At 62.8% G+C, this 21,622-nt stretch carries 22 protein-coding genes; 6 read left to right on the top strand and 16 right to left on the bottom strand.

Annotated features, from left to right (window positions below; all coding sequences use genetic code 11):
* Positions 1-12: 12 nt before the first annotated feature.
* The 3 genes from GGQ98_RS06095 to GGQ98_RS06105 are packed head-to-tail and all read left to right on the top strand — an operon-like array spanning position 13 to position 2,356.
* Complete coding sequence (locus GGQ98_RS06095) at positions 13-1,281, top strand: aromatic ring-hydroxylating oxygenase subunit alpha (protein WP_184066627.1); 1,269 nt, start codon at positions 13-15, stop codon at positions 1,279-1,281.
* The gene (locus tag GGQ98_RS06100; protein WP_184066630.1) at positions 1,278-1,628 is read left to right on the top strand and encodes a hypothetical protein; all 351 of its coding nucleotides are present in this window, start codon (positions 1,278-1,280) and stop codon (positions 1,626-1,628) included. The genes GGQ98_RS06095 and GGQ98_RS06100 overlap by 4 nt, the downstream gene beginning before the upstream one ends.
* On the top strand, positions 1,625-2,356 hold the full coding sequence (locus GGQ98_RS06105; protein ID WP_184066633.1) for a glutathione S-transferase C-terminal domain-containing protein: 732 nt from the start codon (positions 1,625-1,627) through the stop codon (positions 2,354-2,356). Before GGQ98_RS06100 ends, GGQ98_RS06105 begins: the two co-directional genes overlap by 4 nt.
* Positions 2,357-2,376: 20 nt before the next feature.
* Here GGQ98_RS06105 and GGQ98_RS06110 read toward each other — a convergent pair whose 3' ends face one another.
* Both GGQ98_RS06110 and kce read right to left on the bottom strand, forming a co-directional pair.
* Entirely contained in the window at positions 2,377-3,417 is a 1,041-nt protein-coding gene (locus GGQ98_RS06110; RefSeq protein ID WP_184066637.1) for a TIGR03857 family LLM class F420-dependent oxidoreductase, read from the bottom strand.
* Between the two features lie 44 nt (positions 3,418-3,461).
* Entirely contained in the window at positions 3,462-4,391 is a 930-nt protein-coding gene (gene kce / locus GGQ98_RS06115) for a 3,5-dioxohexanoate:acetyl-CoA acetone transferase (protein ID WP_184066640.1), read from the bottom strand.
* 101 nt (positions 4,392-4,492) lie between these two features.
* Between kce and GGQ98_RS06120 the strand changes: the two genes are divergently transcribed.
* Positions 4,493-5,497, top strand: coding sequence for an NADP-dependent oxidoreductase (locus GGQ98_RS06120; protein WP_243451730.1), 1,005 nt, complete (start codon positions 4,493-4,495; stop codon positions 5,495-5,497).
* A 63-nt stretch (positions 5,498-5,560) separates the two neighbouring features.
* The gene (locus GGQ98_RS06125; RefSeq protein WP_184066645.1) at positions 5,561-6,319 is read left to right on the top strand and encodes an SDR family NAD(P)-dependent oxidoreductase; all 759 of its coding nucleotides are present in this window, start codon (positions 5,561-5,563) and stop codon (positions 6,317-6,319) included.
* 36 nt (positions 6,320-6,355) lie between these two features.
* On the opposite strand, the gene GGQ98_RS06130 is transcribed toward GGQ98_RS06125, so the two are convergent.
* The 10 genes from GGQ98_RS06130 to GGQ98_RS06175 form a co-directional block, all read right to left on the bottom strand.
* Positions 6,356-7,072: a glutathione S-transferase N-terminal domain-containing protein gene (locus GGQ98_RS06130; protein ID WP_184066647.1), complete on the bottom strand. Its 717-nt coding sequence runs from the start codon at positions 7,070-7,072 to the stop codon at positions 6,356-6,358.
* A gap of 72 nt (positions 7,073-7,144) precedes the next feature.
* A complete protein-coding gene (locus GGQ98_RS06135; RefSeq protein WP_184066649.1) occupies positions 7,145-9,679 on the bottom strand; it encodes a TonB-dependent receptor in 2,535 nt (844 codons plus the stop codon).
* A 180-nt stretch (positions 9,680-9,859) separates the two neighbouring features.
* Positions 9,860-10,354 (bottom strand): hypothetical protein, encoded by a 495-nt coding sequence (locus GGQ98_RS06140; RefSeq protein WP_184066651.1) that lies wholly within the window; start codon positions 10,352-10,354, stop codon positions 9,860-9,862.
* Positions 10,354-11,601: a phosphotransferase gene (locus GGQ98_RS06145; RefSeq protein WP_207791283.1), complete on the bottom strand. Its 1,248-nt coding sequence runs from the start codon at positions 11,599-11,601 to the stop codon at positions 10,354-10,356. The genes GGQ98_RS06140 and GGQ98_RS06145 overlap by 1 nt, the downstream gene beginning before the upstream one ends.
* A gap of 104 nt (positions 11,602-11,705) precedes the next feature.
* Entirely contained in the window at positions 11,706-12,716 is a 1,011-nt protein-coding gene (locus tag GGQ98_RS06150; protein ID WP_184066653.1) for a zinc-dependent alcohol dehydrogenase family protein, read from the bottom strand.
* A 23-nt stretch (positions 12,717-12,739) separates the two neighbouring features.
* Entirely contained in the window at positions 12,740-13,132 is a 393-nt protein-coding gene (locus GGQ98_RS06155; RefSeq protein ID WP_184066655.1) for an EthD domain-containing protein, read from the bottom strand.
* Positions 13,133-13,159: 27 nt separating this feature from the next.
* Positions 13,160-13,969: an SDR family NAD(P)-dependent oxidoreductase gene (locus tag GGQ98_RS06160; RefSeq protein WP_184066656.1), complete on the bottom strand. Its 810-nt coding sequence runs from the start codon at positions 13,967-13,969 to the stop codon at positions 13,160-13,162.
* On the bottom strand, positions 13,969-14,499 hold the full coding sequence (locus GGQ98_RS06165) for a hypothetical protein (RefSeq protein ID WP_184066659.1): 531 nt from the start codon (positions 14,497-14,499) through the stop codon (positions 13,969-13,971). The genes GGQ98_RS06160 and GGQ98_RS06165 overlap by 1 nt, the downstream gene beginning before the upstream one ends.
* On the bottom strand, positions 14,496-15,722 hold the full coding sequence (locus GGQ98_RS06170; protein ID WP_184066662.1) for a phosphotransferase family protein: 1,227 nt from the start codon (positions 15,720-15,722) through the stop codon (positions 14,496-14,498). The genes GGQ98_RS06165 and GGQ98_RS06170 overlap by 4 nt, the downstream gene beginning before the upstream one ends.
* A gap of 60 nt (positions 15,723-15,782) precedes the next feature.
* Positions 15,783-16,541, bottom strand: a complete 759-nt coding sequence (locus GGQ98_RS06175; RefSeq protein ID WP_184066665.1) for an SDR family NAD(P)-dependent oxidoreductase — start codon at positions 16,539-16,541, stop codon at positions 15,783-15,785.
* A gap of 132 nt (positions 16,542-16,673) precedes the next feature.
* On the opposite strand from GGQ98_RS06175, the gene GGQ98_RS06180 reads away from it, so the two are divergent.
* On the top strand, positions 16,674-17,525 hold the full coding sequence (locus GGQ98_RS06180; RefSeq protein ID WP_184066668.1) for a fumarylacetoacetate hydrolase family protein: 852 nt from the start codon (positions 16,674-16,676) through the stop codon (positions 17,523-17,525).
* A 49-nt stretch (positions 17,526-17,574) separates the two neighbouring features.
* Here GGQ98_RS06180 and GGQ98_RS06185 read toward each other — a convergent pair whose 3' ends face one another.
* From GGQ98_RS06185 to GGQ98_RS06200, 4 genes are read right to left on the bottom strand one after another with little or no spacing between them, the layout of a single operon-like run.
* On the bottom strand, positions 17,575-18,345 hold the full coding sequence (locus GGQ98_RS06185; protein WP_184066671.1) for an SDR family NAD(P)-dependent oxidoreductase: 771 nt from the start codon (positions 18,343-18,345) through the stop codon (positions 17,575-17,577).
* Positions 18,346-18,355: 10 nt separating this feature from the next.
* Positions 18,356-19,129, bottom strand: a complete 774-nt coding sequence (locus tag GGQ98_RS06190) for an SDR family NAD(P)-dependent oxidoreductase (protein ID WP_184066674.1) — start codon at positions 19,127-19,129, stop codon at positions 18,356-18,358.
* Entirely contained in the window at positions 19,129-20,790 is a 1,662-nt protein-coding gene (locus GGQ98_RS06195; RefSeq protein ID WP_184066677.1) for an FAD-dependent oxidoreductase, read from the bottom strand. The genes GGQ98_RS06190 and GGQ98_RS06195 overlap by 1 nt, the downstream gene beginning before the upstream one ends.
* Positions 20,791-20,830: 40 nt before the next feature.
* Positions 20,831-21,580, bottom strand: a complete 750-nt coding sequence (locus tag GGQ98_RS06200) for an SDR family NAD(P)-dependent oxidoreductase (RefSeq protein ID WP_184066680.1) — start codon at positions 21,578-21,580, stop codon at positions 20,831-20,833.
* Between the last annotated feature and the right edge of the window lie 42 nt (positions 21,581-21,622).

A 21,622-nucleotide genomic window follows, 5' to 3' on the forward strand; every position in this document is an offset into this window, starting at 1 on the left:
AAGGGACCACTCATGGGAAACGACCAGAAGATCAGCCTCCATGCGCCCGCAAACGAGAGCTACACCCGGAAAGCCGGACTTCTCCCCGAGCCCGTATCGCTCGAATCCTACCGCTCCCAAGCATTCTACGAACTCGAGCGCGACCGGGTTTTCGGCCGCAGCTGGTTGACGCTCGCGCGCGAGGAAGAGCTTCCGGAGCCGGGTGATTATCTGGTCCGCGATATCGAGGTTCTCGGCGCGTCAGTGATCGTCGCACGCGGCCGCGACGGGACGATCCGTTCTTTCCACAACGTCTGCTCGCACCGCGCGAACCAGGTCGCGTGGGAACGGTCCGGGAATGCCACGCGACTAGTGTGCCGCTATCATAACTGGACCTACAGGACGGACGGCCGGCTGATCGGCGTGCCCGACGAGGCTTCGTTCGAGCGGCTCGACAAGGCGAAATGCGGCCTAACGCCGATCGCGACAGAGGTCTGGGAAGGCTTCATCTTCGTCAACCTCGAACGCAACCCGTCGGTTAGACTCGAGGAGTTCCTCGGCGGCATGGGCGACTATCTCAAAGGCATTCAGTATAAATATGCCGACAACCCGATCACCATCGAAGCGCATCTGGACTGCAACTGGAAAGTCGCTTGCGACGCGTTCAGCGAAGCCTATCATATCCCCGCCATCCACGCGAATACGATCGGGAAGACCTTCAGCTCACAGGACAACAAGTTCGCTCATATATTGGGCGCTAACTTCTTCGGCCCGCATCGTAGCGCCGCGCTCTACGGTAACCCCGACTATATTCCGGGCGAAGAGGCGCATGTCGAACGCCTTGCCTATTCCGCGATCGACTCCGCCAACGTCGTCGCGGCGGGCAGTCGCGAGGAGATGGCCGACTACCTCGCACATCCGGCGGTAAACCATCCCAAGGCGCGTGAATGGGTGCACGACGTCCACGCTATCTTCCCCAACCTCCACATCGATACAGGGCAAGGCGGCTTCTACACGCATCATTTTTGGCCGACATCGGTCAACACCACACGATATGAAGTGCGTTTCTACATGGCGCATGCCCTGGACGCGCGAGCACGCTTTCAGCAGGAGGCCTATCTTGCCCGTGTGATGGAGGTGCTGCTCGAAGATCTCAGCAACGTAAAACGCACGCAGCGCGGCATCGATTCGGGCGGCAAGGATTATATGGTCCTCCAGGAAAACGAGGTGATGATCCGCCATTCGGTCCATCACGTCGAGCGCTGGGCCCGAGCACAGACAGTTCAGGAGGCGCTGGCATGAATGTGGAAACGCGGCTGTTGCCGCCGGGCTTCGAGGATCTCGAGCGGTTCGTGGCGACGTGGGACCATCCCGATTTCAACGCCCGCCGCGCCTGGCGCGGCGGCCTGCCAATGGAGGATATCCGCGACTTCTATGAAACCATGCGCCACCGGGCGGACGCGGCGCTGACGTTGGTCGAACAATATCCGTTCGAGCAGATGCCGGAAGAGATCGCGCGTCTCTATCGCCTCGTGCTCGCACTCGCGCATGCGTCGATGGCTACCGAGATCCACGGCTGCCCACGCGCGCCTTACGCGCCCTATCCGGACAAGCTCACCGTTACCCGCAGCTTCAGCATCTTTGCATGATCACGCTGCACTATGTCGCCACGGCCAACGGACTGAAGATCGCAATCGCGCTTGAGGAAATGGCGCTCGAATACGAGGTCATCGACTATCCCCTCTTCGAAGGGCGCCACCTCACGGTAGAGTTCCGCCAGCTCAATCCCAATTGCAAGCTGCCGGTCCTCGTCGATAAAGCGCCGGACTTCGCGGACGAGCCCGTCACGATCTTCGAATCCGGTGCGATGCTGCTCTACCTGGCCGAGAAGAGCGGACAGTTTTTGCCAGCCGGCGAGTCGCCGCGCTGGGAGGTGCTGAAATGGCTGATCTGGCAGGTCGCCGGGCACGGGCCGATGAACGGTCAGGCTCACCATTTCCTCCGCTACGCGCCCGAGGGTGAAGATTACGGTGTAACGCGCTATGTGCGCGAAGTGGTTCGTCTCCTCAACGTCCTCGAATACCGTCTCGCCGAAGCCGATTATCTGGGCGGCAGCAACTATAGCATCGCCGACATGGCGGCGTGGCCGTGGGTGCAGGCGAGCTGGCTGCTTGATGTCGATCTGGCTTCGTTTCCGGCCGTCTCACGCTGGTCCCAGGTGATCGCAGCACGGCCTGCCGTGATCCGCGCGACAAGCGCGAGTGCCACCGCCATCCCCACCGGAAACACTCAGGGCCGCGCCCGGCTCAGCGATGCGCAATGGTCGAATATGTTCGGCGACAATCTCCACCGCGCCGCGACGCTGCGCCGAGACTGACGGCACGACGGCTGCCGTTTTCATCCATCAAGCGCACGAACGGCAGCGACGATATCCTCCTGCTGGTCGGGCGTAGTGCCGTGGAGCAAAATCTGATCCGCGCCCGCCGCGCGATATTCGGCGAGCCGCGTGGCACATCGCGACAGGCTGCCGATCGCCGCGCCCTGTTCGAGCCATTCATCCGGCAGCATTGCCACCGCCTCCGCCATCTGCCTGCGCGCCTCGGCGATGTCGCCCTGGCCATACTCCAGGCGGCTGAGACCCGTCTCGACCAGCCGGTCCATCGGCGCCTCGTCCCAGCCGTTCATGGAGACGATCGGCAGTCCAACCTCGCGGTGCATGAAATAGGATACCGCGCGCGCCTCCAATATGTCTTCGCGCTGCTTCGGCAGGAGGTTGTCCGGCGCCGTCACCACGGTCGCGTAGATGGTCACGGCTTCGGGATCGCGCCCTGCATCGCGCGCGGCATCGCGCACAATACGAGCCGAGCGCGCCACGCCCTCCGTTGTCAGGAAAGGATGGAGCACGACTCCATCAAAGTGCGCCCCCCCCAACGCCAGGGTTTTCGGCCCAACCGCGCCGAGGATAACCGGCGGCGGAGCATCGCAGGGCTGCGCGAGTTGCATCTCAGGATAGTCGCCCGCCGGACCGCTGTAGGATACGCTCTCCCCGGCCCATAGTCGCCGGAGGATCCCGACATGGTCGGCCATGCCCGCATTGTTGAGGACGGTAATCCCGAGTTTTCGGAATAGCGGCGGCACGGCGCGGCCGAAACCCAGGATGAAGCGGTTGCCGCTCAACATCTGCAAGGTCGCGCCCATTCCGGCCTGCACGAGCGGATGGCGTGTCCCGAAATGCGTCAGCCCGGCAACCAGTTTCACCCGGCCGGTTGCCTGGGTGAGCGCGCCCATCACCGCACCCAGCTCTTTGGTTTCCCACCGCTCGGATAGGAAAATGCCCCCAAGCCCGAGCGCCTCACCCGCTTTGGCTTGATCGAGACCCGGGGCCGGATGCGCGGCGCGGCCCGGCAGGATATAAGCGTTCAGACGATCGATAAGCATAACTGCAAGCCTTCCGGTTGATGATGTGCGGGCGGACGGAACTGCTAGAACCCGACCTGATCCCCGCCCTTGAGCGCAAGTATCTCGCGGGCTTCATCGGGCGTCGCGATCGATAGCCCCAGCCCCTCGATGATCTTTCGAATCTGACGAACCTGATCGGCGTTGCTGCGCGCGAACTCGCCCTTGCCAAGCCACAACGAATCCTCAAGCCCGCAGCGGACATGCCCCCCCATCGCCGCCGCCATCGCCGCGATCGGCATCTGGCTCCGTCCGGCGCCGAGCACCGACCAGCGATAGGCGTCGCCGAACAGCCGGTCGGCGGTGCGCTTCATATGCAGCACCTCCTCGGGATGCGGCCCGATGCCGCCGAGCAGGCCGAAGCACGTCTGAATGAACAGCGGCGCCTTCACCAGGCCTTCCTGATAGAAATATTTCAGATTGTGGAGGTGGCTGGTATCATAGCATTCGAATTCGTAGCGCGCGCCGGTCGCGTTGAGTGTATCCAGCGCGAAACGAATGTCCTTGAAGCTGTTGCGGAAGACGAGGTCGTGGCTGCCCTCCAGCATGGCCGGCTCCCACTCATGCTTGAACTCCTTGAAGCGCTTCAGCATCGGGAACAGGCCGAAGTTCATCGATCCCATGTTGAGGCTCGCCACTTCGGGCTTCCACACCGCTGCGGGCCGTACCCGCTCCTCGACCGGCATGTAAGGCGAACCCCCCGTGGTAAGATTGATCACGACGTTCGACGCCTGCTTGATCACGCGCAGGAACGGCTCGAATGCTTCCGGCGACTGATCTGGTCGGCCGTCCTCAGGGTTGCGCGCGTGCAGATGCACGATCGCCGCGCCCGCCTCGGCTGCTTCGATCGCGGACTGGGCGATCTCCTGCGCCGTCACCGGCAGATAGGGCGACATCGAAGGGGTGTGGATCGATCCCGTGATCGCGCAGGTGATAATCACCTTCCCATTGGCCATGGCAGACTCCTCTAAGCTTTACCACTCGATTGCGCTAATTTTCCAAATGGTCAATATACTCCGACAAGATCGATTGCATAGACGTAAATGTTTTGGAGATGATGTTGCAGAACAGACGTGTCCTTCTCAAATCGCGCCCCACGGGAGTTGCGCAGGCGGAGAATTTCAGCCTCGACACCGCGCCCGTGCCGGCGATCGCCGACGGCGAGATGCTGGTCCGCAATCACTTCCTTTCGGTCGAGCCCGCGATGCGGGGCTGGATCGCCGACGCTGCCAACTATTCAGCGCCCGTTCCGCTCGGTTCGGTGATGCGCGCGCTGTGCGCCGGCACCGTGATCGAGTCGCGCGCGCCCGGCTTTTCACCCGGCGATCCGGTCACCGGCTGGTTCGGCTGGCAGGACTATGCAACGGTCGCGCCCTCGGCGGTCGTCCGCAAGATTGCCGAGGCCGATCTGCCATTGTCCGCCTCGCTCGGCATCCTCGGGATCAACGGCGCGACGGCTCATACCGCCCTCTCCATGATCGGACAGCCGAAGCAGGGCGAAACCGTCGTCGTCTCGACCGCCGCAGGCGCGGTGGGCTCGGCTGCCGGACAGATCGCGAATATTCACGGTTGCCGCACCATCGGGATCACCAGCAGCGCGGCCAAGCAGCGCCTTTGCGTCGAACAATTCGGCTATGAGGCCGCGATCGATTACCGGCGTGAGGACGTCGACGCGCGGCTCGCCGAACTCTGCCCCGATGGCATCGACATCTATTACGACAACACCGCCGGCGCGATCAGCGACGCCGTCATGCGCCATCTCGCCCTGCGCTCCCGCGTGATCGTGTGCGGGACCGCGGCGATCCAGAATTGGGTCGATTGGCCGCTCGGTCCCCGGGTCGAACGCCACCTGCTCGTCCGCCGAGCGCGGATGGAGGGCTTCGTCATCTTCGATCACATGGATCGCTACGAAGACGCTGTAGCGCAGCTCGCCGCTTGGATACGTGAGGGGCGCCTAACCTATCTCGAAGACATTCTCGACGGTATCGAGGCATGCCCCGACGCCCTCGCCGGACTGTATCGAGGCGAGAATTTCGGCAAACGCCTCATTCGGCTGGTCTGAAGGCTTGCTCCGAATCTGACAATATGGTCAGCTACTACAAAGGCACGATGACAGGAGAGGGTGATGCACGGATTGGCAGGAAAATCGGTGCTCGTTACCGGCGGAGGTAGCGGCATCGGCCGGGCTGCGGCGCTGCTGCTCGGAGAAGGCGGCTGCAGGCTGCTGATCGCCGATCTCAGCCAGGATGCTGCGGACCGCGTCTGCGCGGAGGTCATCGACAATGGCGGCGAGGCTCGCGCGTTCCGCGCCGATGTCGGCTCCGAAGGGGATGTCCGCGCTATGGTCGACGCCGCCGTCTCGGCGTTTGGCGGGCTGCAGGGCGCAGTCAACGCCGCCGGTGTGCCGCAGGTCGGCAAGCCCCTCCATGATGTCGATATCGAGGAATGGGACCGCTGCCATCGCGTGAACCTGCGCGGGCTCTTCCTCTGCAACAAATATGAGGTAGCGGCCATGCTGGCCGGCAACGGAGGCTCGATCGTCAACATCGCCTCGACCGCCGCCTCGGTCGGTTTTCCGAACGGCGCCGAATATTGCGCCAGCAAGGCGGGCGTGATGGGCCTCGTCCGCGGCGGCGCGATCGATTATGCGACCAAGGGCATCCGCATCAACGCGGTGCTGCCGGGCGGCACACTGACGCCGATGCTGAAAGGCGCCATGGCCAACGATCCCGGCCTCGAGCCTGCACTTGCTGCGGTACATCCGATGAACCGCTTTGGACAGCCCCGGGAGATCGCCGCCGCAGTGCGCTTCCTCATCTCGGACGAAGCGAGCTTCGTCACCGGCGCCGCCTATGCCGTCGATGGGGGGCACACCTGCATCTGAGGATGCTCGATTGGTGCATCCCCTGCGGATCAGCCTTCACACGACGATGACATTTTCCATCAAGCCCTCCCACGGGAACATTGTCGCGCCGTTTTCCGCGCGCGCGTAGCCCGCGTCCACCGACCCTGCCTTTTCATAGGCCGCACGCACCGCAGGCCGCGCGGCGATCTCGTCACGCCAGCGCTGGACGTTGGGAAAGGAAGCGATCCCGCGTTCCGGTTCAAGATAGGCGATCCAAGGGAAGGCGGCCATGTCGGCGATTGAATAGTCGGCTGCCAGATAGGCCCGGTCGGTCAACCGCCGGTCCATCGTTTCCCAAAGCGCATCGAACATCCTGTCGTAGCGACGGCATGAATAGCTGTTGTCCACGTCCGGCGCGATTCGCGGCGCGAACATTCGGAAATGCCAGAGCTGCCCGCCGATTGGCCCGATGCCTCCCATCTGCCAGAACAGCCACTGCATCGTCTCGATGCGCGCGCGGCCTTCTGCAGGCAGGAAGCGCCCGGACCTCTCCGCAAGATATTGCAGAATTGCACCGGATTCGAAGATCGTGATCGGATCGCCCCCGTCCTCGGGGCTATCGTCGCAGATCACGGGAAGCTTGCCGTTGATCGCGCCGGAGACATTGGCGGGATCGAGATGTTCCCCCTTGCTGAGATCGGTCGGCCGCAGCCGGTATTCCAGCCCCATTTCCTCCAGGGCGATCACCACTTTCGTAACATTGGGGCTGGTGACGAAATGAAGGTCTATCATCGCATGTCTCCCAAATGAAACGGCGGCCCAACCCTGAGCCGCCGTTCCTTCCTGAAATAATGTAAGCCGTGCTTACATCCGCAGACCAAGTGTAAGGCCATATTCGGCAGGCCGACCGGTATATCGAACAAAGGTATCGTAAGCCTGGGTTGCGTTCACCCAATAATACTTGTTGAAAATGTTCTTGCCCCAGAACGACAAACGCCACGTGTCGTCCGCAGAACGTACACCGATGTTGGCATTTACGAGCGTACGAGCATTGATATCGTAGAGCGAAGCATCAGCGCCGAATGGCTGTGATCCTTGGAGTACCAGAGCCGAGTAGGACTTGGATTGTCCATTCACACCGACACCGACGAAGCCAGCGAGTTCCGACGTAATCTCCGTGTCATAGTCGGCCCGGAACGAATATTGGAGCTTCGGCGCGTAAGGTAAACGGACACCCTCGAACGAGGCCAACTCCGCCACAAGAACACCGCTTACAGCCTGAGAGCCGATCGCACCGGTGTATTCCTTCACCTTCGCGTCAAGGTAGGTCGCCGAAGCCGTGAAAGAGAGCCCGCGTGAGGGCCGTGCGCTGATCTCCAACTCGGCGCCCTTGATGGTCGACTTGGGCACGTTGAGCAGCTTGTCGAGCGCACCGAAGATCGGATCCACGAACTTGGCCCGGGTCTGCTTGTTCTTATAGTCGTAGTAGAAGGCGGCGCCGTTGATCGATAGGCGACTGTCCATCAGCTGCGCCTTGAAGCCCACTTCATAATCAAGCAACGATTCCTGTTTGACAGGGGCGTAGGCGTCAAAGATGGCACCCGAAAGATGTGGAGCGCTTCCCGCCTTATAACCCTTGGCGACGTTCGCGTAGAGGAGGAGATCATCGCTGGGTTTGAAATCGACGCCGACGCTCCATGAAGTGCTATCTTCGTTGAGCTTCGTGAACACGTTGGCAGCGGTCAGGAACGTCGCTGGATCAACCGGATTATTGGCCGAGGGGTCGCCGAGCACGAGGCCACGCGTATCGAGGATGATCGAACCACCGGGGGCGATCGTCGGAATCTGGTAGCCGGGGCCGCCATAGAGTCCGCTAAGTGCGCCGTAGAGCGTGTTGAAGAAGTCCGTCAGCGTTACGCCAGGCGTGCCGGCGAAGGTTTGGTCGGAGGAAAGAATCGGATATTGTGGCAGGTCGCCATTGAAGGCTTCGGACCAGCGCTTCGCCTTCGTCTGGCGGATGCCGCCCTTGAGCTTGATCTGATCGTTGACGTCAAACTCGACGTTTCCGAACGCCGCATAGTTCTTCATCTTTTGATCGGTGAAATAGGAGCTCATCACGATACCGTTGACATAGGTCGAACTCGTATCGGTGTAGGCCAGGTTCGTATCTTCGTAGACGGTGGTGCGCTCGTAATTGGCGCCGATCACCCAGCGAAGACGGTTCGCGGTGTCTCCGGCAAGGCGGACTTCCTGGGTGAAGGACTTGATCTTGCCCTGATCGTTGCGAAGATCAAGATCGCGCAGCGCGGTGCCACCGCCCTCGGTGGTGTTCCGGAAATCCATGTCGATCAGATTTGTCAGCGACGTAAGTGTCGCACCACCGAAATCATAATCCGCGCGCAATATGCCTTGCTTGAACCTGTTGTCCTGCTCAGGCGCGAACTCCGGCGTCCAGTCCGCAGCGCGCGCGGTACGCGGCGCATTCGGATAGCTCGCCTGAGGATAGGGCACTGGGCCGCCGGGGGCGGGATTGAACGGCCCAATAACGGGCGCCCCGGACACGTCGTTTTGCGGCGTGAAAGCGATCCGCTGCGGCGCCTGCGGATCGTTCTGGTCGCGCCAGGCATTGAGGTTCAACGAGACGCTGAGCGCGTCCGTCGGATCCCATTCGAGTATGAGCCGGCCTGCGATATTATCGGCTCTGCCCGATTTGTCGTTGCGCGTGTAGCTATGCTGCCATTCGTCGCCGTTGACGGCCTTCACCGCAAGGCGTGCCCGCAGCGTATCGGTGATCGGGCCGCTGATGAAACCTGCTGCCTCGAAGGTGTTGAAGCGCCCGTAGCTGAGTTCGACGCCAGCTTCGAGTTGGTCGGTCGGCTTGGCTGCTACGAAGTTGATCGCGCCGCCGGTCGCATTGTTGCCGAAGAGCGTGCCCTGCGGTCCCTTCAGGACCTCGACGCGCTCCAGATCGAAGGCCGTCAAGGTGGTCATGACCGGCAGCGGCAATGGCGCCTGATCGATATAGACGGCGACGTCCGGGTAGGATGCGAGCGAGCTGTCGTAGAAACCAACACCGCGCAGCGTATAGACCGGCGTCGCGTTTGGCGTGGGGGCGAAGGTGAGTCCGGGAACCACCTGCGCCAGATCGGCGACCGTCGCGATACGCTGATTGGCGAGCGACTGCGCTCCAAGCGCCGTCACGGAGAGGCCGACATCACTGAGATTTTGTTCGCGCTTGTTAGCTGTGACGACGATGTCTTCATATTGCTCCGTCGCCCCTGCTGCAGCCGGTGCCGCAACATCCGGGGTGGCGCCGGTCACCTGAGCGTGGGACGCGCCGGCCACGAGCAAGGCTGCGAGCGAAGCACCGATGTGAAGTGTCGTGCGATGAGCGTACATGCAAATCCCCCCTCTGAATGCGAGCGACTCCATGGCCGCTTCTCGGTATATGCGTTAAACCACACTGACCATATGGACAACCTATATTTTAAAATTGCATCGATCAATAGAAATATGTGGCTGGATGGCATCACAGGTCGTTTCCTCAGGACGATCTTCGCCCTGCACTCCTGGACACGCCTAAATCAGCGCACTCAGTGGCGGAACGGCCGATGGGTCTGGCTCAAAGCCCGACATGATACTCCACGCACGGAGGCGGTCGAGCGGCACTTTCGACCCGCGGGCGACTGCCGCACCGAAGCGGTCAAGGCCCTCACCACCAGCCGCTGCGATAAGATTTGCTGTAATACTGGTCAGGTTGGAACGCACGTCCTCCAGCTCCTGCGCCTCCATCTCGGGATCGGCCAGCGCCGCCCTGGCGACCACTACCGCCTCTGCGAGCCGACCGTCCTGCTCGCTCGCGTTCACAGCTCCGGCAATCGCCACGGCATCTTCAAGCAGACGCCGAACGAAACGACGCTGTACCGGTAGCCGTTCACGCACCATGCCGAGGCTGGCGATCACCAGGTGAAGTTGTCCCGAGGCCATCTTGTCGGCGGGATCGATCGCGCGGCTGACGGTGTCGGAAAGCGCCTTGATCGCAGCCTGCAGCTGGAGATCGAGACTGGGAACCATCAGAGCACCTCCTCAAGCGTCTCACGCATCTGTTCGGCGATGGGATGCGTAATCATGGCGAGCCACGCGACGACCACGTCTTGATGAGTCTTGCCACCGCGCGCAACGCGATAGCCCGTCCCGCCACAGATCACGACCGACATGAAGCTGACGAGAACCCGGTAATATTGCAGCCGCTTGCGATCGACGGACAAACCCGACAGTCGTTCATATTCTTCCAGATACTGGTTGAGCGGCAGGAAGCCGCTCATAAGCTCGTCCTTGCCGTCTTCGCTCATGTGGCGATAGGCATTGTGCATCGACCAGGCGAGGTCTTGATGGCGATCGCCCAGCAGCGCCAGTTCCCAGTCCAGCCAGCCGGTGATCTGCGCGGTCTGCTCGTCGAACAGAAAATTGCCGCCGCGACAATCGCCGTGAACGATCGAGACATGATCGAGAGGCGGCGCATTCTTGATCAGCCACTGATAAGCGAGCTCGACGAGCGGGTCATCCTCCTTGCGATCTTCCTCCCACACGCGCCGCCACCAGTTGACGAGGCGGATCACCGACAGGTTCGAGCCGACCTCGGCGCCATCGAAATGCGGCAGGCGCGGCGCCAGCTCGGCGCCCGCACGATGAAAACGTCCTACCTGGTCGAGGAACTGGCGCGCCAGCAACGGTCGCAGCTCGGGGCCGTAGTTGAGGCCGATTCCCGTAACCTGGGTCGATTTCAGGCTGCTCGGGCACGTGACACCGTTCACGAAGCCATAGATGAGCGCCGGATGGGGAAGACACTCCCCGTCCGCATCCACCCAGTAGCAGGGCGGCACCGGGACGAGACCGTCGAGTGCCTGGATCAGCTCGAATTCGCGCATCCGGCTCGTCTCGACGACAGACTCGGGCGGCTCCATCCGCAGAACCATCGGCGTCGATTGCCGCTGATCGCCGGCGGGTCCGTTCCATTCCAGGTCGAATGCCACCTGGATCTTGGACGCGCCGCCCGTGAGCCAGCGCACGCGCGATAGCGTGAAGTCCTCACCGATGTTGCGGGAAATAAGCCGGCGCGCGCCGGCTTCGAGCTGATCGAGCGAGATCGGCGAATAGCCAGGCCCCGATCGCAGCCTCATCTTGCGGGTCAGAACCCGGTCCATCTCGGTTTCGACCGGAAACCGTCGCCGGATTTGCTCTATGAACTCAGAGGTCGGTGCTGCGCGAGGATCGAGGCCAGCGTCCGGCCGCCGCGTCACGATGCTGTCTGCGTCTGCCACGTTCGAACCTCCCGTGCGGGTCGATCGCGATCACCCGCTTGGTTAACAATTGCTCTCATGGCAGGCTCCCGTCAACATAATTACACCAATTGGTCAGCACATTCTCATTGCGCGACCCCGATGACGACCTTGCCGAAATGCGCTGCCGAGCGGAGATGCTCATAGGCGCCGACCGCGTCGTCGAAGGTGAAACGGCGGTCGATCACCGGCTTGATCTTGTTGGTGACGATCGCACGTTTCATCCCTTCGAACATTTCGCCCGATCCCACCATCAGCCCGCGCACAACCACGCCCCCTGTCAAGATCGGCAGCGGATCGATCTGCGCAAACGAAAGCACACCGATCATCTGCACCGATCCGCCGCGCGCGGTGGCTGCGATCGACCGGCCGAGCGTTCCCGGCCCGCCGACCTCGACCACCATGTCGACGCCCCGTCCGTCGGTCAGCCGGCGCACTTCGCTCGCCCAATCCTCGGTCGTACGGTAATTGATCGTCTCGGCTGCGCCGAGCGCGCGGGCGCGTGCGAGCTTCTCGTCGCTCGATGATGTCGCGATCACGCGGGCGCCGGCGGCATGCGCGAACTGCAGGGCGAATATCGAGACCCCGCCGGTTCCCAATGTCAGCACCGTCTGGCCTGCCATGATCGGCTTCATCCCGAACAGTGCGTTCCACGCCGTGACCGCCGCGCAGGGCAGCGTTGCCGCATCCTCGAAGGAAAGCGCGTCCGGAACGGAAACAAGGCCACGCTCGTCGAAAAGCCGGTACTCGCTCAGCACGCCGTCGATCGATCCGCCGAGCGCGGAAGCAAGATCGGCGTCGGCGATCTCTCCGCCGGCCCAGCTCTGCATGAATATCCCTGCAACGCGATCGCCGACATTGAAGCGGCGGCACCCCTCCCCGATCGCCACCACCTCGCCTGCTCCATCGGAAAGCGGCACGATTCCGCTCGCTCCGCCACCGGGATACAGGCCGTCGGCGATCAGCAGGTCACGGTAGTTGAGCGACACAGCCTTGAGCGCGACGAGCACCTGGCCGGGCCCCGGCTCCGGCGTCGGGCAATCGATGAGCGTGAGGCTGTCTATGCCTCCCCCCGGGGTAATCATGTAACGGCGCATCCGTCCCCTCCGTTGCTCACGCATCACGCTGCGGCGGTTTCTCTCGTGTAATCGAAGATGACCTCTTCAGTGGCAAGGAAAGCGCTAATCTTCGACGCTTCGATGAACTGCACCTCGTCGGCGGCCAGCGCCGCGCTGGCGGCTTGCCCCTCCGGCGACCCGAGCGCGGCGTTCATCGCCTCAACGCTCTCCCACCAAACCTCGGTCAGCCCGTCCGGTGGGCTCTTCCAGCCACGCCCTGCGGCGAACGCTTCGATTGCGGGAGACGGCTGTTTGTGGCTCTGTATGTACCGCACGAAACCCATCGCGTTCGCGTGCTGCTTCACCAGCGCGCCATGTTCGACCAGCCAACGCCGCGTAAACGCCGCATCGGTCATCCCGTCCTTCTTCCACACCTCGACCACCATCTTGATCATCATCTGCTCCCTGATTGCAGGTCGTTATCAGGCTTCGCCGAAGAAGCGGCGAGCATCCGAATAGGTCGGCAGATGCGCGGTTGTACCGCCATCGGCGCGGATCACCTGTCCGTTCAGGTAGCGGGCATCGTCGGAGGCGAGGAATGCCACGATCGCGGCGATGTCCTCGGGTTCGCCGAGGAACGGCGTCAGCGTCGCATCCTCGTTGAGTTTGACCAACGCCTCCGGGATGAAGCTGCGCAGCAGCGGCGTGCTGATCATGGATGGCGCCACCGCATTGCACCGCACGCCCCTCTTGCCGAATGCGGTCGCGACATACTCCGTCAGCATGTTGATCCCGGCCTTCGACACGCCATAGGCCGGCTGCCGGTTGAATGCGCCGACGCCATACATCGACGAGGTATTGATGATGCTGCCGCCACCGGTCTTCAGCATCTCGATCACGCCGTATCGGCAGCCGAGCATCGTTCCTCGCAGCGTCCCTTCCATCACCTTGTCCCACATCGCAGTCGGGATGGTAAGGATATCGACGTCGGCCTCGAGCACCTCGATCGGCACATAGGCGGCATTGTTGTGGAGAATATCGAGCCGACCATGTTTGGCCGCGACACCTTCGATTGCCGCTTTGATGCTCTCTTCGACGGTGATGTCGCAATAGATGGCTTCCACCGTGCCGCCAGCATCGCTGATCTCGGCAACGACCTGCGCTGCGCTTTCCATGTTGATGTCGGCGATCGTGACCACCGCACCATCCGCCGCCATCCGGATCGCGCACGCGCGGCCGATGCCCGACGCTGCGCCCGTGATCATCGCGACCTTGCCCGAAAGTTTGCCCATCATCGCACTCCTGTTCGTTGTACGCCGACCGTTCCGGTCAGCAATGCCACCACCTCGGGCACCTCATCAGGATCCGGCTCAAAGCCCGCCGACTTGCTCCATGCGCGCGCCAGATCGAGCGCCGGCCGCGATGCCTCGACGATCGTTCGCATGAGCGCGGTCTCGCTGCCGTCATCCGCTTCGCGCACCGCCATACTCACCGCCGACAGAACGGCGCGCGTTGCGGCAGTGCGGGCGCCGGGTGCCGGCCGCGCCTCATCGAGCAAGGCCGCACCGTCACCGATCGCCTGTTCAAGCACGGCGGACGAGACCTCAGCGACGGTCGCGCGTCCAAGCGCGATCGCGTTGGCGAGGTCCTGCCACTCGCGAAGCCCCGCCAGCGGAAGCCTCTCGCGCACCATGGAGAGCGTCGCGATTGACAGGCCGAGCTGTTCGATCGCCATGCGATGGGCCGGGTCGACCGCCGGCATTACCGTGTCCTTGAGTGCCTTGATGACGACCTGCAGTTGAAGATCGAGGTCGGGGATCATCGCAGCACCTCCGCAAGCGAGTCGCGGAGCTTGCCCGCGATGACATTGCCGATCATCGACAACCAGCCGACGACGACATCTTGGTGCGTCTTGCCGCCGCGCGCGACACGCGCCGCAGTGGCCAGCATGTGCACGCAAGAGGTGAAGTCGTTGAAGATGCGGTAATAGCGTAGCCGCACCGGATCGATCGACAGCCCTGCAGCCGCCTTGTAGCGCCGATGCAACTCCTCGACGGGCAGCAGGCCGGAGGCAAGGAAAGTCTGCCCGTCCTCATGATAATGGCCGAAATGCACGCCGGTGGTCCAGGTCAGATCCTGATGGCGATCACCCAGCACCGCAAGCTCCCAGTCGAGCCATGCGGTAATCCGCCGGCTCTCCTCGTCGAACAGGAAATTACCCGCCCGGAAATCGCCGTGGACGAGCGAGACATGGTCGAGCGGCGGCGCATTCGCGATCAGCCAGCGCGCAGCGACATCGACCAGCGGCAGTTCCTCCGGCCGGTCCTCGTCCCACACGCGCCGCCACCACGCGATCTGTCGCAGGACGCTCGCGTTGGAGCCAACCTCGGCCTGCTCGAAGCTCTGCAACGTCGCCAGTCGCGCGGGGTCTATGGTGTGGATCGCCGCGAGGTGATCGACGAATTGCTCGGCAAGGATCTGCCGCAGTTCCGGCCCGAAATTGGTGCCGATCCCTGTCACCTGCGTCGATGGCCGCGCCGCGGGCTTGGTCGTGCCTGCCGCAAATCCGTAGATCAGCGCCGGATGAGGTAGGCAGCCGCCCTCCGCATCGACCCAATAGCAAGGCGGCACCGGCACGACATCGCCCGCGACCCCAAGTATTTCGAACTCGCGCAGCCGGCTCGTCTCGACGATCGCCTCGGGAGGCTCCATCCGCAGCACCATCGGCTCTGTCCGGAACGGACCCTCGCCGGACTTGCCCGCCCAGTCGAGATCGAACGCCATCTGCAGCTTCGATGCCCCGCCTGCCAGCCAGCGTGGATTGCGGATCGAGAAGCGGTCGCCGATGTCGGCGCGGATCAGCGCCGCGACGCCGTCGACCAGTTCGTCGAGCGACACCGGTGCATATTCAGGCCCGCCCCGCCCGCGCAGTTTGCGCGTCAGTACCCGGTCGATCTCCGCCTCGACTGGATAGGCCGCACGGATGCGGGCGATGAACGCCTCATCCGGCTCAGCCCGTGAGTCAGAGTCTGACAATCCTGCCATCGAGGTCATCCGTTCACGTCCTTTTGTCCGATCATGCGATCGGATCGCTTGCCGGAGATTTCAGATTGCAAAGCCGCCGTCGACGAGCATCGGCGCCCCGGTCATGAAGGTTGACTGATCAGAGAGCAGCCACATCACGGCGTCTGCGATTTCCTTCGGCTCACCGAAGCGGCCGATGACATGCCGCTGCCGGATGCCTTCCAGTGCGACCGAAAATCCCGGATCGTTCATCAGCCGATCCTTGGCCATCGGCGTCATGATTAGGCCCGGGCAGATCGCATTGACGCGGATACCCAGAGGGGCGCCATCGATCGCAGCACATTTGGTGAGCCCGACTACACCATGTTTTGCAGAAGTATATTCCGCTGAGTTCATGGTTGCGCGAATGCCGGAGGAAGAAGCGGTGTTTACGATCGCACCGCCGCCGCTATCCTTCATCGCTAGAAATTGGTGCTTAAGGCAGTAGAACACACCCGTCAGGTCGATATGGACCACGCGACCCCATTCGTCGGCGGTGAGCTCATGCAGCGGCTTGCTGGCCATCTCGATCCCGGCATTGTTATGCGCGCCGTCGAGTCGCCCGTAGGTATCGACCGCGAACGCGACCATCGCCGCGACGCTCGCCTCGTCGGCGACATCGACCATGACCGCCGCCGCCTCGCCACCTGCGTCGCGAATCTCGTTGGCGACGCCTTGTGCCGCGCCGATGTTGATATCGGCCACCACCACCTTGGCGCCCGCGCCCGCCAACACGTGCGCAGTGGTCAGGCCGATGCCCGAGCCCGCGCCGGTGACGATGAGAACCTTGTCCTTGACCATTGGCTATACTCTCCCGCTTGGCGCCATCCGCTCGTTCGGCGGAATTTCACTGGACGCTAAACTTAACTGACCGTTTGCGCAAGATGCTCGCGCACGTTAAGTGTCGAACGAGAACAACAGGAGACGGTGTCAGTGAAAATCGCGTCCTTTTCGATCGATGGTGGCCACAGACAGCTCGGACTGGTCGAGGATAGCGGACTGATCGCGCTCACCCGCCACCTGCCCGGCGCTCCCGCCGACATGATCGCGCTGATCGAGGCATGGGACACGCTCCGGCCCGAGCTTGAGGCGCTCGCTGGCACCGCGCCCGACCACAAGCTCCCCGACGTCACGCTCCACGCGCCCTTGACGCGGCCGGACAAGATCATGGGGATAGGCCTCAACTATGCCGATCACGCCGCCGAGGCAAAAATGGAGCTTCCGGAGGAACAGCTCTGGTTCTCGAAGCAGGCGACGTGCATTGCCGATCCTTACGGCCCGATCCAGCTACCCAAAGTCTCCGACAAGCTCGATTACGAAGCCGAGCTCGTTTTCGTGATCGGCAAACCAATTCGCCACGCCAGCCTCCAGCAGGCGCGCGACGCCATCTTCGGCTATTGCGTCGGCAACGATGTCAGCGTTCGCGACTGGCAGTTCAAGACCAGCCAGTTCAATCTCGGCAAGTCATTCGACAGTCATGCACCGTTCGGGCCGTGGATCGTCACCGCCGATTCGATCGATCCGCATGATCTTGCGATCCGTTGCTACGTGAACGGCGAGGAGCGGCAATCGTCGAATACGCACCATTTCATCTTCGATTGCTACGATCAGGTCGCCTATCTTTCGCAAGTGATGACGCTGCTTCCCGGCGACGTCTTTTTCACTGGCACGCCAAGCGGCGTCGGTGCTGTAATGCAGCCGCCGAAATGGCTCGCCGATGGCGATGTCGTTCGTGTCGAGATCGACGGGATCGGCGCGATCGAGAATGTGGTACGCCCCGAATAGGGGTGCCCATGCGAACCGCTGGGGCCGAGCCCGTCGAGGCCCAACTCTTTCAGTTGGCCGACCAGCCTCCATCCACGGCGAAATCTCCGCCGGTAATATAGGACGCCGCATCCGAGCAGAGAAACACCACCATCTCAGCGAGTTCTTCGGGTAATCCGAGCCGGTCGAACATCGTACTGCCCATCATCATCCGACGTGTCGCCGGATCCTTGAGATACTCGCGATTAAGCGTCGTCTCCACAAGTCCCGGATGCACCGTGTTGACGCGAATACGGTGTTCAGTGAACTCCCAGGCGGCAACCTTGCTGAACATCCGCACCGCTGCCTTCGACGCCGAATAGAGCGAGAGCGTCGGCATGATCGCCTTCATCGCGCTTGCGGATGCGATGTTGACGATCGATCCCCCGGCCTGTTTCATTGCCGGCAGCACCGATCGACACCCCAGGAACACCCCGCGGAAGTTCACACCGAAGATGAACTCGACATCCTCGATCGTAGCCTCGGCGATCGGCTTTACGGTCGCGACGCCCGCATTGTTGATCAGTGCGTCGATACGGCCGTCGCGCGCAATCGCCTCGTCGATGGCGGCGCGCCACTGTTCTTCCGACGTAACATCGAGCCGCACGAACCGTGCCTCGGCGCCACTGCCGCGAATCTCGTCGGCGAGTGCTTCGCCCGCCTCGTCGATGTCGGCGATGATCACCGATCCGCCTCGCGCGGCGATCAACCGCGAATGCGCCGCGCCCATCCCCTTGGCGCCGCCGGTGACCAGCGCCACCTTGCCGCGCATCGAAAGCCTGTCGAAGCCAGCTTCGCTCATGGTGTTACCCTCAATTTTCTGCAGCGAGCGCGAGTTCGACGGTCGCCAGCGTGGTGCCGATGCCCCAGCCGCCATCGACCAGATAGGCCTGGCCGGTAACGTAGCTCGCGTCGTCGCTGGCGAGGAAATGGACCATCGCGGCGATCTCTTCGGGCCGACCGATCCGCCCAAGAGGCGAGAGAATCTTCATCACCTTGTCGAGCGCCTCCCCGTTGACCGCGACCGCAAGCGGAGTGCGGACCCCGCCCGGGCAAACCGCATTGACGCGGATACCGCGCGGCCCGAATTCGAGCGCGGCGGTCTGCGTCGCCGCGACCACCGCCGCCTTCGACATCGCATATTCACCCCAACCGGGCGTGCCGCGGATGCCGGAGAGCGAGGCCGTGCTGATGATCGATCCGCCTTCGCCCATCCGCTTTGCCGCCTCGCGCATCCCGACAAGCGCGCTCAGCGCGTTGACCTGGAAATAGCGATCGGCTCGGGTGGCGTCGGCCTCCGACATCGGATGCACATTCGCTATCGCCGCGTTGCTGACGAGAATGTCTAGCTTACCGTAACGCGTCACCGCTTCGTCGAGCAGCGCCGCGATTTCGCTCTCGATCGATACGTCGGTTCGGCGGAAATCGCATCCCCAATCGCGCGCCTGCCCGGTCGCATCGGCTAGATCCGCGATCAGCACCGAGGCGCCTGCCCCGCGCAGCCGCTGCGCAATCGCGGCACCGATGCCGCTCGCGCCGCCGGTCACGACGGCGGCCTTGCCCGTCAGGTCGAAATAACCCGCCATCACTCCGCGTCTGCCATATGGCGCGCCGCGATATAACCGAAGGTCATCGCCGGGCCGAGGCTCGATCCACCACCCGGATACCGGCCCCGCATGATCGTGTTGTTGTCGAGACCCGCCGCATAGAGGCCGGGAATCGGGCTGCCGTCTTTGGCCAGAACCTGCGCGCGGGCATTGGTGTCGAGCCCTGCGAGCGAACTGAGGTCGCTCAGCCGCACCTCGAGCGCGTAGAAGGGCGGCTTCCGCAGCGCCCCGAGAGCAGGATTCGGCTTATGCGATGCGTCGCCCATATAGGACGAGTAGTAATTCTCGCCGCGCGCGAAGTCAGGATCCTTGCCTGCATCGGCATAGCGGTTGAAGTCCTCCACCGTCTTCTCCAGAACTGCCGGATCGAGACCGATCTTCGCCGCGAGCGCCGCGATCGTCGACGCTTCCTTGACATAGCCCTGCTTTACCCAGGGCTTTGGGCTGAACGGCTTCGGCTTGACCATTCCCAAACCATATTTGCCGACCGCTGCCGCATCGCTGATCTGCCAAATCCGGGTGATGCCCTTCTCGAGAACCGTCTCGCCGAAATTCTGGTAGTGGAAGCTCTCGTCAACGAATCGTCTGCCATTGCGGGCATCGACCATGATCGACCCGGGACAGTGGCGATCGAATGAAAGCGAGGGGAACTTCGCGAGCGATCCATCTTCGCGCGTCGTCGCCGAGGCCGGCACCCAGATCGCGTTGGCCGCATTGCCCTCGTTGATCATACCGCCGACCGCCACACCCATCATCACGCCGTCGCCCTGCGATCCTTCGGGCTGGAGCGACCAGCCCGCGTCCGCCTGGGGAATATATTTCCGGCGCATCTCGGCATTGGCTCCAAAGCCCCCTGACGCGAGCACCACGCCGCGCGCAGCCTCCGCCGTCTCTTCCTGGCCCTCGCGCTCAAAGATGACGCCCGTCACCTGGCCGGCCTCGGTAACAAGCGCGCGTGCACGGGCATTGTTGATCAGGACCACGCCGGCGTCTCTCGCCGACTTGAGAAGGCGCCCGGCGAGCGCATTGCCATTGGCGAGATGTTTGCCGCGCGACCCGCCGAGCCGGGTAAGCAAATAGCCGGCAAAGCGCTTCAACGACCAGAACGCCTCGCCGATCGAGCTGTACCAATGTTGCAGCCGGTATGCATCCGCGGGGCTCACCTGCATGCTGTGGAACAACCCCATCTCCGGGATCGGCGGTCGCAGCAGGGCGAAGTCGCCGCCCAACTTTGCTCCGTCATAGTCCGCAGTCAGCAAGCAGCGCCCGGTCTTCCAGCCAGGCGCGTCTGGCGAGTAATCGGGTATCGTGCTCGATGTCAGCAGCACTTCGCTGTTCGCTTCGAGATAGCGCAGCATTTCGGGAGCGGTATCGAGATAGGTTTCGATAATCTCGGCATCATAGAAGTTGCCGAGCACCGACTTCAGATAGTCGATTGCTTCGGCCCGGCTGTCATCGACGCCGAGTTCCTTCTGATGATGATTGGCAGGAATCCACACCCCGCCTCCCGAAAATGCCGTCGTTCCGCCGAAGACGGGTGCCGCCTCCAGCACCACCACCTGCAGCCCCGCCTTGGCGGCGGTGATCGCTGCCGTTAGTCCGGCCGCGCCTGAACCGACCACCACCACATCCGCCTTCATCCGTCCCTCCCCTATAATCAGCAGCCCTGAGAGCTACGCCTCAGCCCGGGCGCAAGCCGCCATCGACGATGATCTCGGCTCCGGTCACGTAGCTTGCCTCGTTCGAGCAGAGGAACAGCGAGCAGCGTGCTACCTCGTCGGGCGTTCCGATCCGCTTCATGGGGATCGACGTGCGGATCATCTCGCGCTCGTCCGGCAGCATCGTATCGAGCTGCGGCGTGTCGATCATACCCGGATAGATCGAATTCACACGCACGCCGAGCGCGGCATATTCCTGTGCCGCCGCCTTGCTCATCATCCTGACGGCGCCCTTGGCGGCGTGGAACGACAGGCAGGTCACGGTCGCCATAATGCCAAGAATGGAGGAAATATTGACGATGGCGCCGTTGCCACTGGCGCGCAGGTGCGGCATCGCCGCGCGCATCCCCAGCCAGGTGCCCATCTGATCGATCGAGACGATGTGGTTCCACCCTTCGACCGTTTCATCCTCAACGCCGCGCATATGGTTGAGCCCGGCGTTATTGACGAGTGTGGTCAGCCCCCCGAAGCAATCGAGGGTCTTCTCCACCGCAGCCGCCCAACTCCCTTCGGACGCGACGTCATGCTCGACGAACAGCGCTTCGCCTCCCGCCGCGATGATTTCCGCGACGATCGCTTCCCCCGCCGCTGGCCGGATATCCGTCACCGCGACCCTGGCACCCTCTTGCGCGAAGACCCTCGCATGCGCCGCGCCGATCCCGCTGCCGCCGCCAGTAATGATCGCTACCTTGCCTTCCAGCCTCTTCGACATGCACGTCTCCTTTCGCGCCGTCGAGGGCGCGAGCCATGATTT

The sequence above is a fragment of the Sphingosinicella soli genome, from assembly GCF_014199685.1.
Classification (GTDB): domain Bacteria; phylum Pseudomonadota; class Alphaproteobacteria; order Sphingomonadales; family Sphingomonadaceae; genus Sphingosinicella; species Sphingosinicella soli.

Excerpts from the sequence above, each read along its gene's own strand:
- GGQ98_RS06200 (WP_184066680.1), bottom strand. The coding sequence starts at position 21,580 with ATGTCGAAGAGGCTGGAAGGCAAGGTAGCGATCATTACTGGCGGCGGC.
- GGQ98_RS06160 (WP_184066656.1), bottom strand. The coding sequence starts at position 13,969 with ATGGGCAAACTTTCGGGCAAGGTCGCGATGATCACGGGCGCAGCGTCG.
- GGQ98_RS06190 (WP_184066674.1), bottom strand. The coding sequence starts at position 19,129 with ATGGCGGGTTATTTCGACCTGACGGGCAAGGCCGCCGTCGTGACCGGC.
- kce (WP_184066640.1), bottom strand. The coding sequence starts at position 4,391 with ATGGCCAATGGGAAGGTGATTATCACCTGCGCGATCACGGGATCGATC.
- GGQ98_RS06140 (WP_184066651.1), bottom strand. The coding sequence starts at position 10,354 with ATGGTTCCCAGTCTCGATCTCCAGCTGCAGGCTGCGATCAAGGCGCTT.
- GGQ98_RS06105 (WP_184066633.1), top strand. The coding sequence starts at position 1,625 with ATGATCACGCTGCACTATGTCGCCACGGCCAACGGACTGAAGATCGCA.
- GGQ98_RS06150 (WP_184066653.1), bottom strand. The coding sequence starts at position 12,716 with ATGCGCCGTTACATGATTACCCCGGGGGGAGGCATAGACAGCCTCACG.
- GGQ98_RS06165 (WP_184066659.1), bottom strand. The coding sequence starts at position 14,499 with ATGATCCCCGACCTCGATCTTCAACTGCAGGTCGTCATCAAGGCACTC.
- GGQ98_RS06110 (WP_184066637.1), bottom strand. The coding sequence starts at position 3,417 with ATGCTTATCGATCGTCTGAACGCTTATATCCTGCCGGGCCGCGCCGCG.
- GGQ98_RS06195 (WP_184066677.1), bottom strand. The coding sequence starts at position 20,790 with ATGAAGGCGGATGTGGTGGTGGTCGGTTCAGGCGCGGCCGGACTAACG.
- GGQ98_RS06155 (WP_184066655.1), bottom strand. The coding sequence starts at position 13,132 with ATGATCAAGATGGTGGTCGAGGTGTGGAAGAAGGACGGGATGACCGAT.
- GGQ98_RS06175 (WP_184066665.1), bottom strand. The coding sequence starts at position 16,541 with ATGGTCAAGGACAAGGTTCTCATCGTCACCGGCGCGGGCTCGGGCATC.
- GGQ98_RS06185 (WP_184066671.1), bottom strand. The coding sequence starts at position 18,345 with ATGAGCGAAGCTGGCTTCGACAGGCTTTCGATGCGCGGCAAGGTGGCG.
- GGQ98_RS06095 (WP_184066627.1), top strand. The coding sequence starts at position 13 with ATGGGAAACGACCAGAAGATCAGCCTCCATGCGCCCGCAAACGAGAGC.
- GGQ98_RS06170 (WP_184066662.1), bottom strand. The coding sequence starts at position 15,722 with ATGGCAGGATTGTCAGACTCTGACTCACGGGCTGAGCCGGATGAGGCG.
- GGQ98_RS06125 (WP_184066645.1), top strand. The coding sequence starts at position 5,561 with ATGCACGGATTGGCAGGAAAATCGGTGCTCGTTACCGGCGGAGGTAGC.
- GGQ98_RS06130 (WP_184066647.1), bottom strand. The coding sequence starts at position 7,072 with ATGATAGACCTTCATTTCGTCACCAGCCCCAATGTTACGAAAGTGGTG.
- GGQ98_RS06135 (WP_184066649.1), bottom strand. The coding sequence starts at position 9,679 with ATGTACGCTCATCGCACGACACTTCACATCGGTGCTTCGCTCGCAGCC.
- GGQ98_RS06120 (WP_243451730.1), top strand. The coding sequence starts at position 4,493 with ATGTTGCAGAACAGACGTGTCCTTCTCAAATCGCGCCCCACGGGAGTT.
- GGQ98_RS06100 (WP_184066630.1), top strand. The coding sequence starts at position 1,278 with ATGAATGTGGAAACGCGGCTGTTGCCGCCGGGCTTCGAGGATCTCGAG.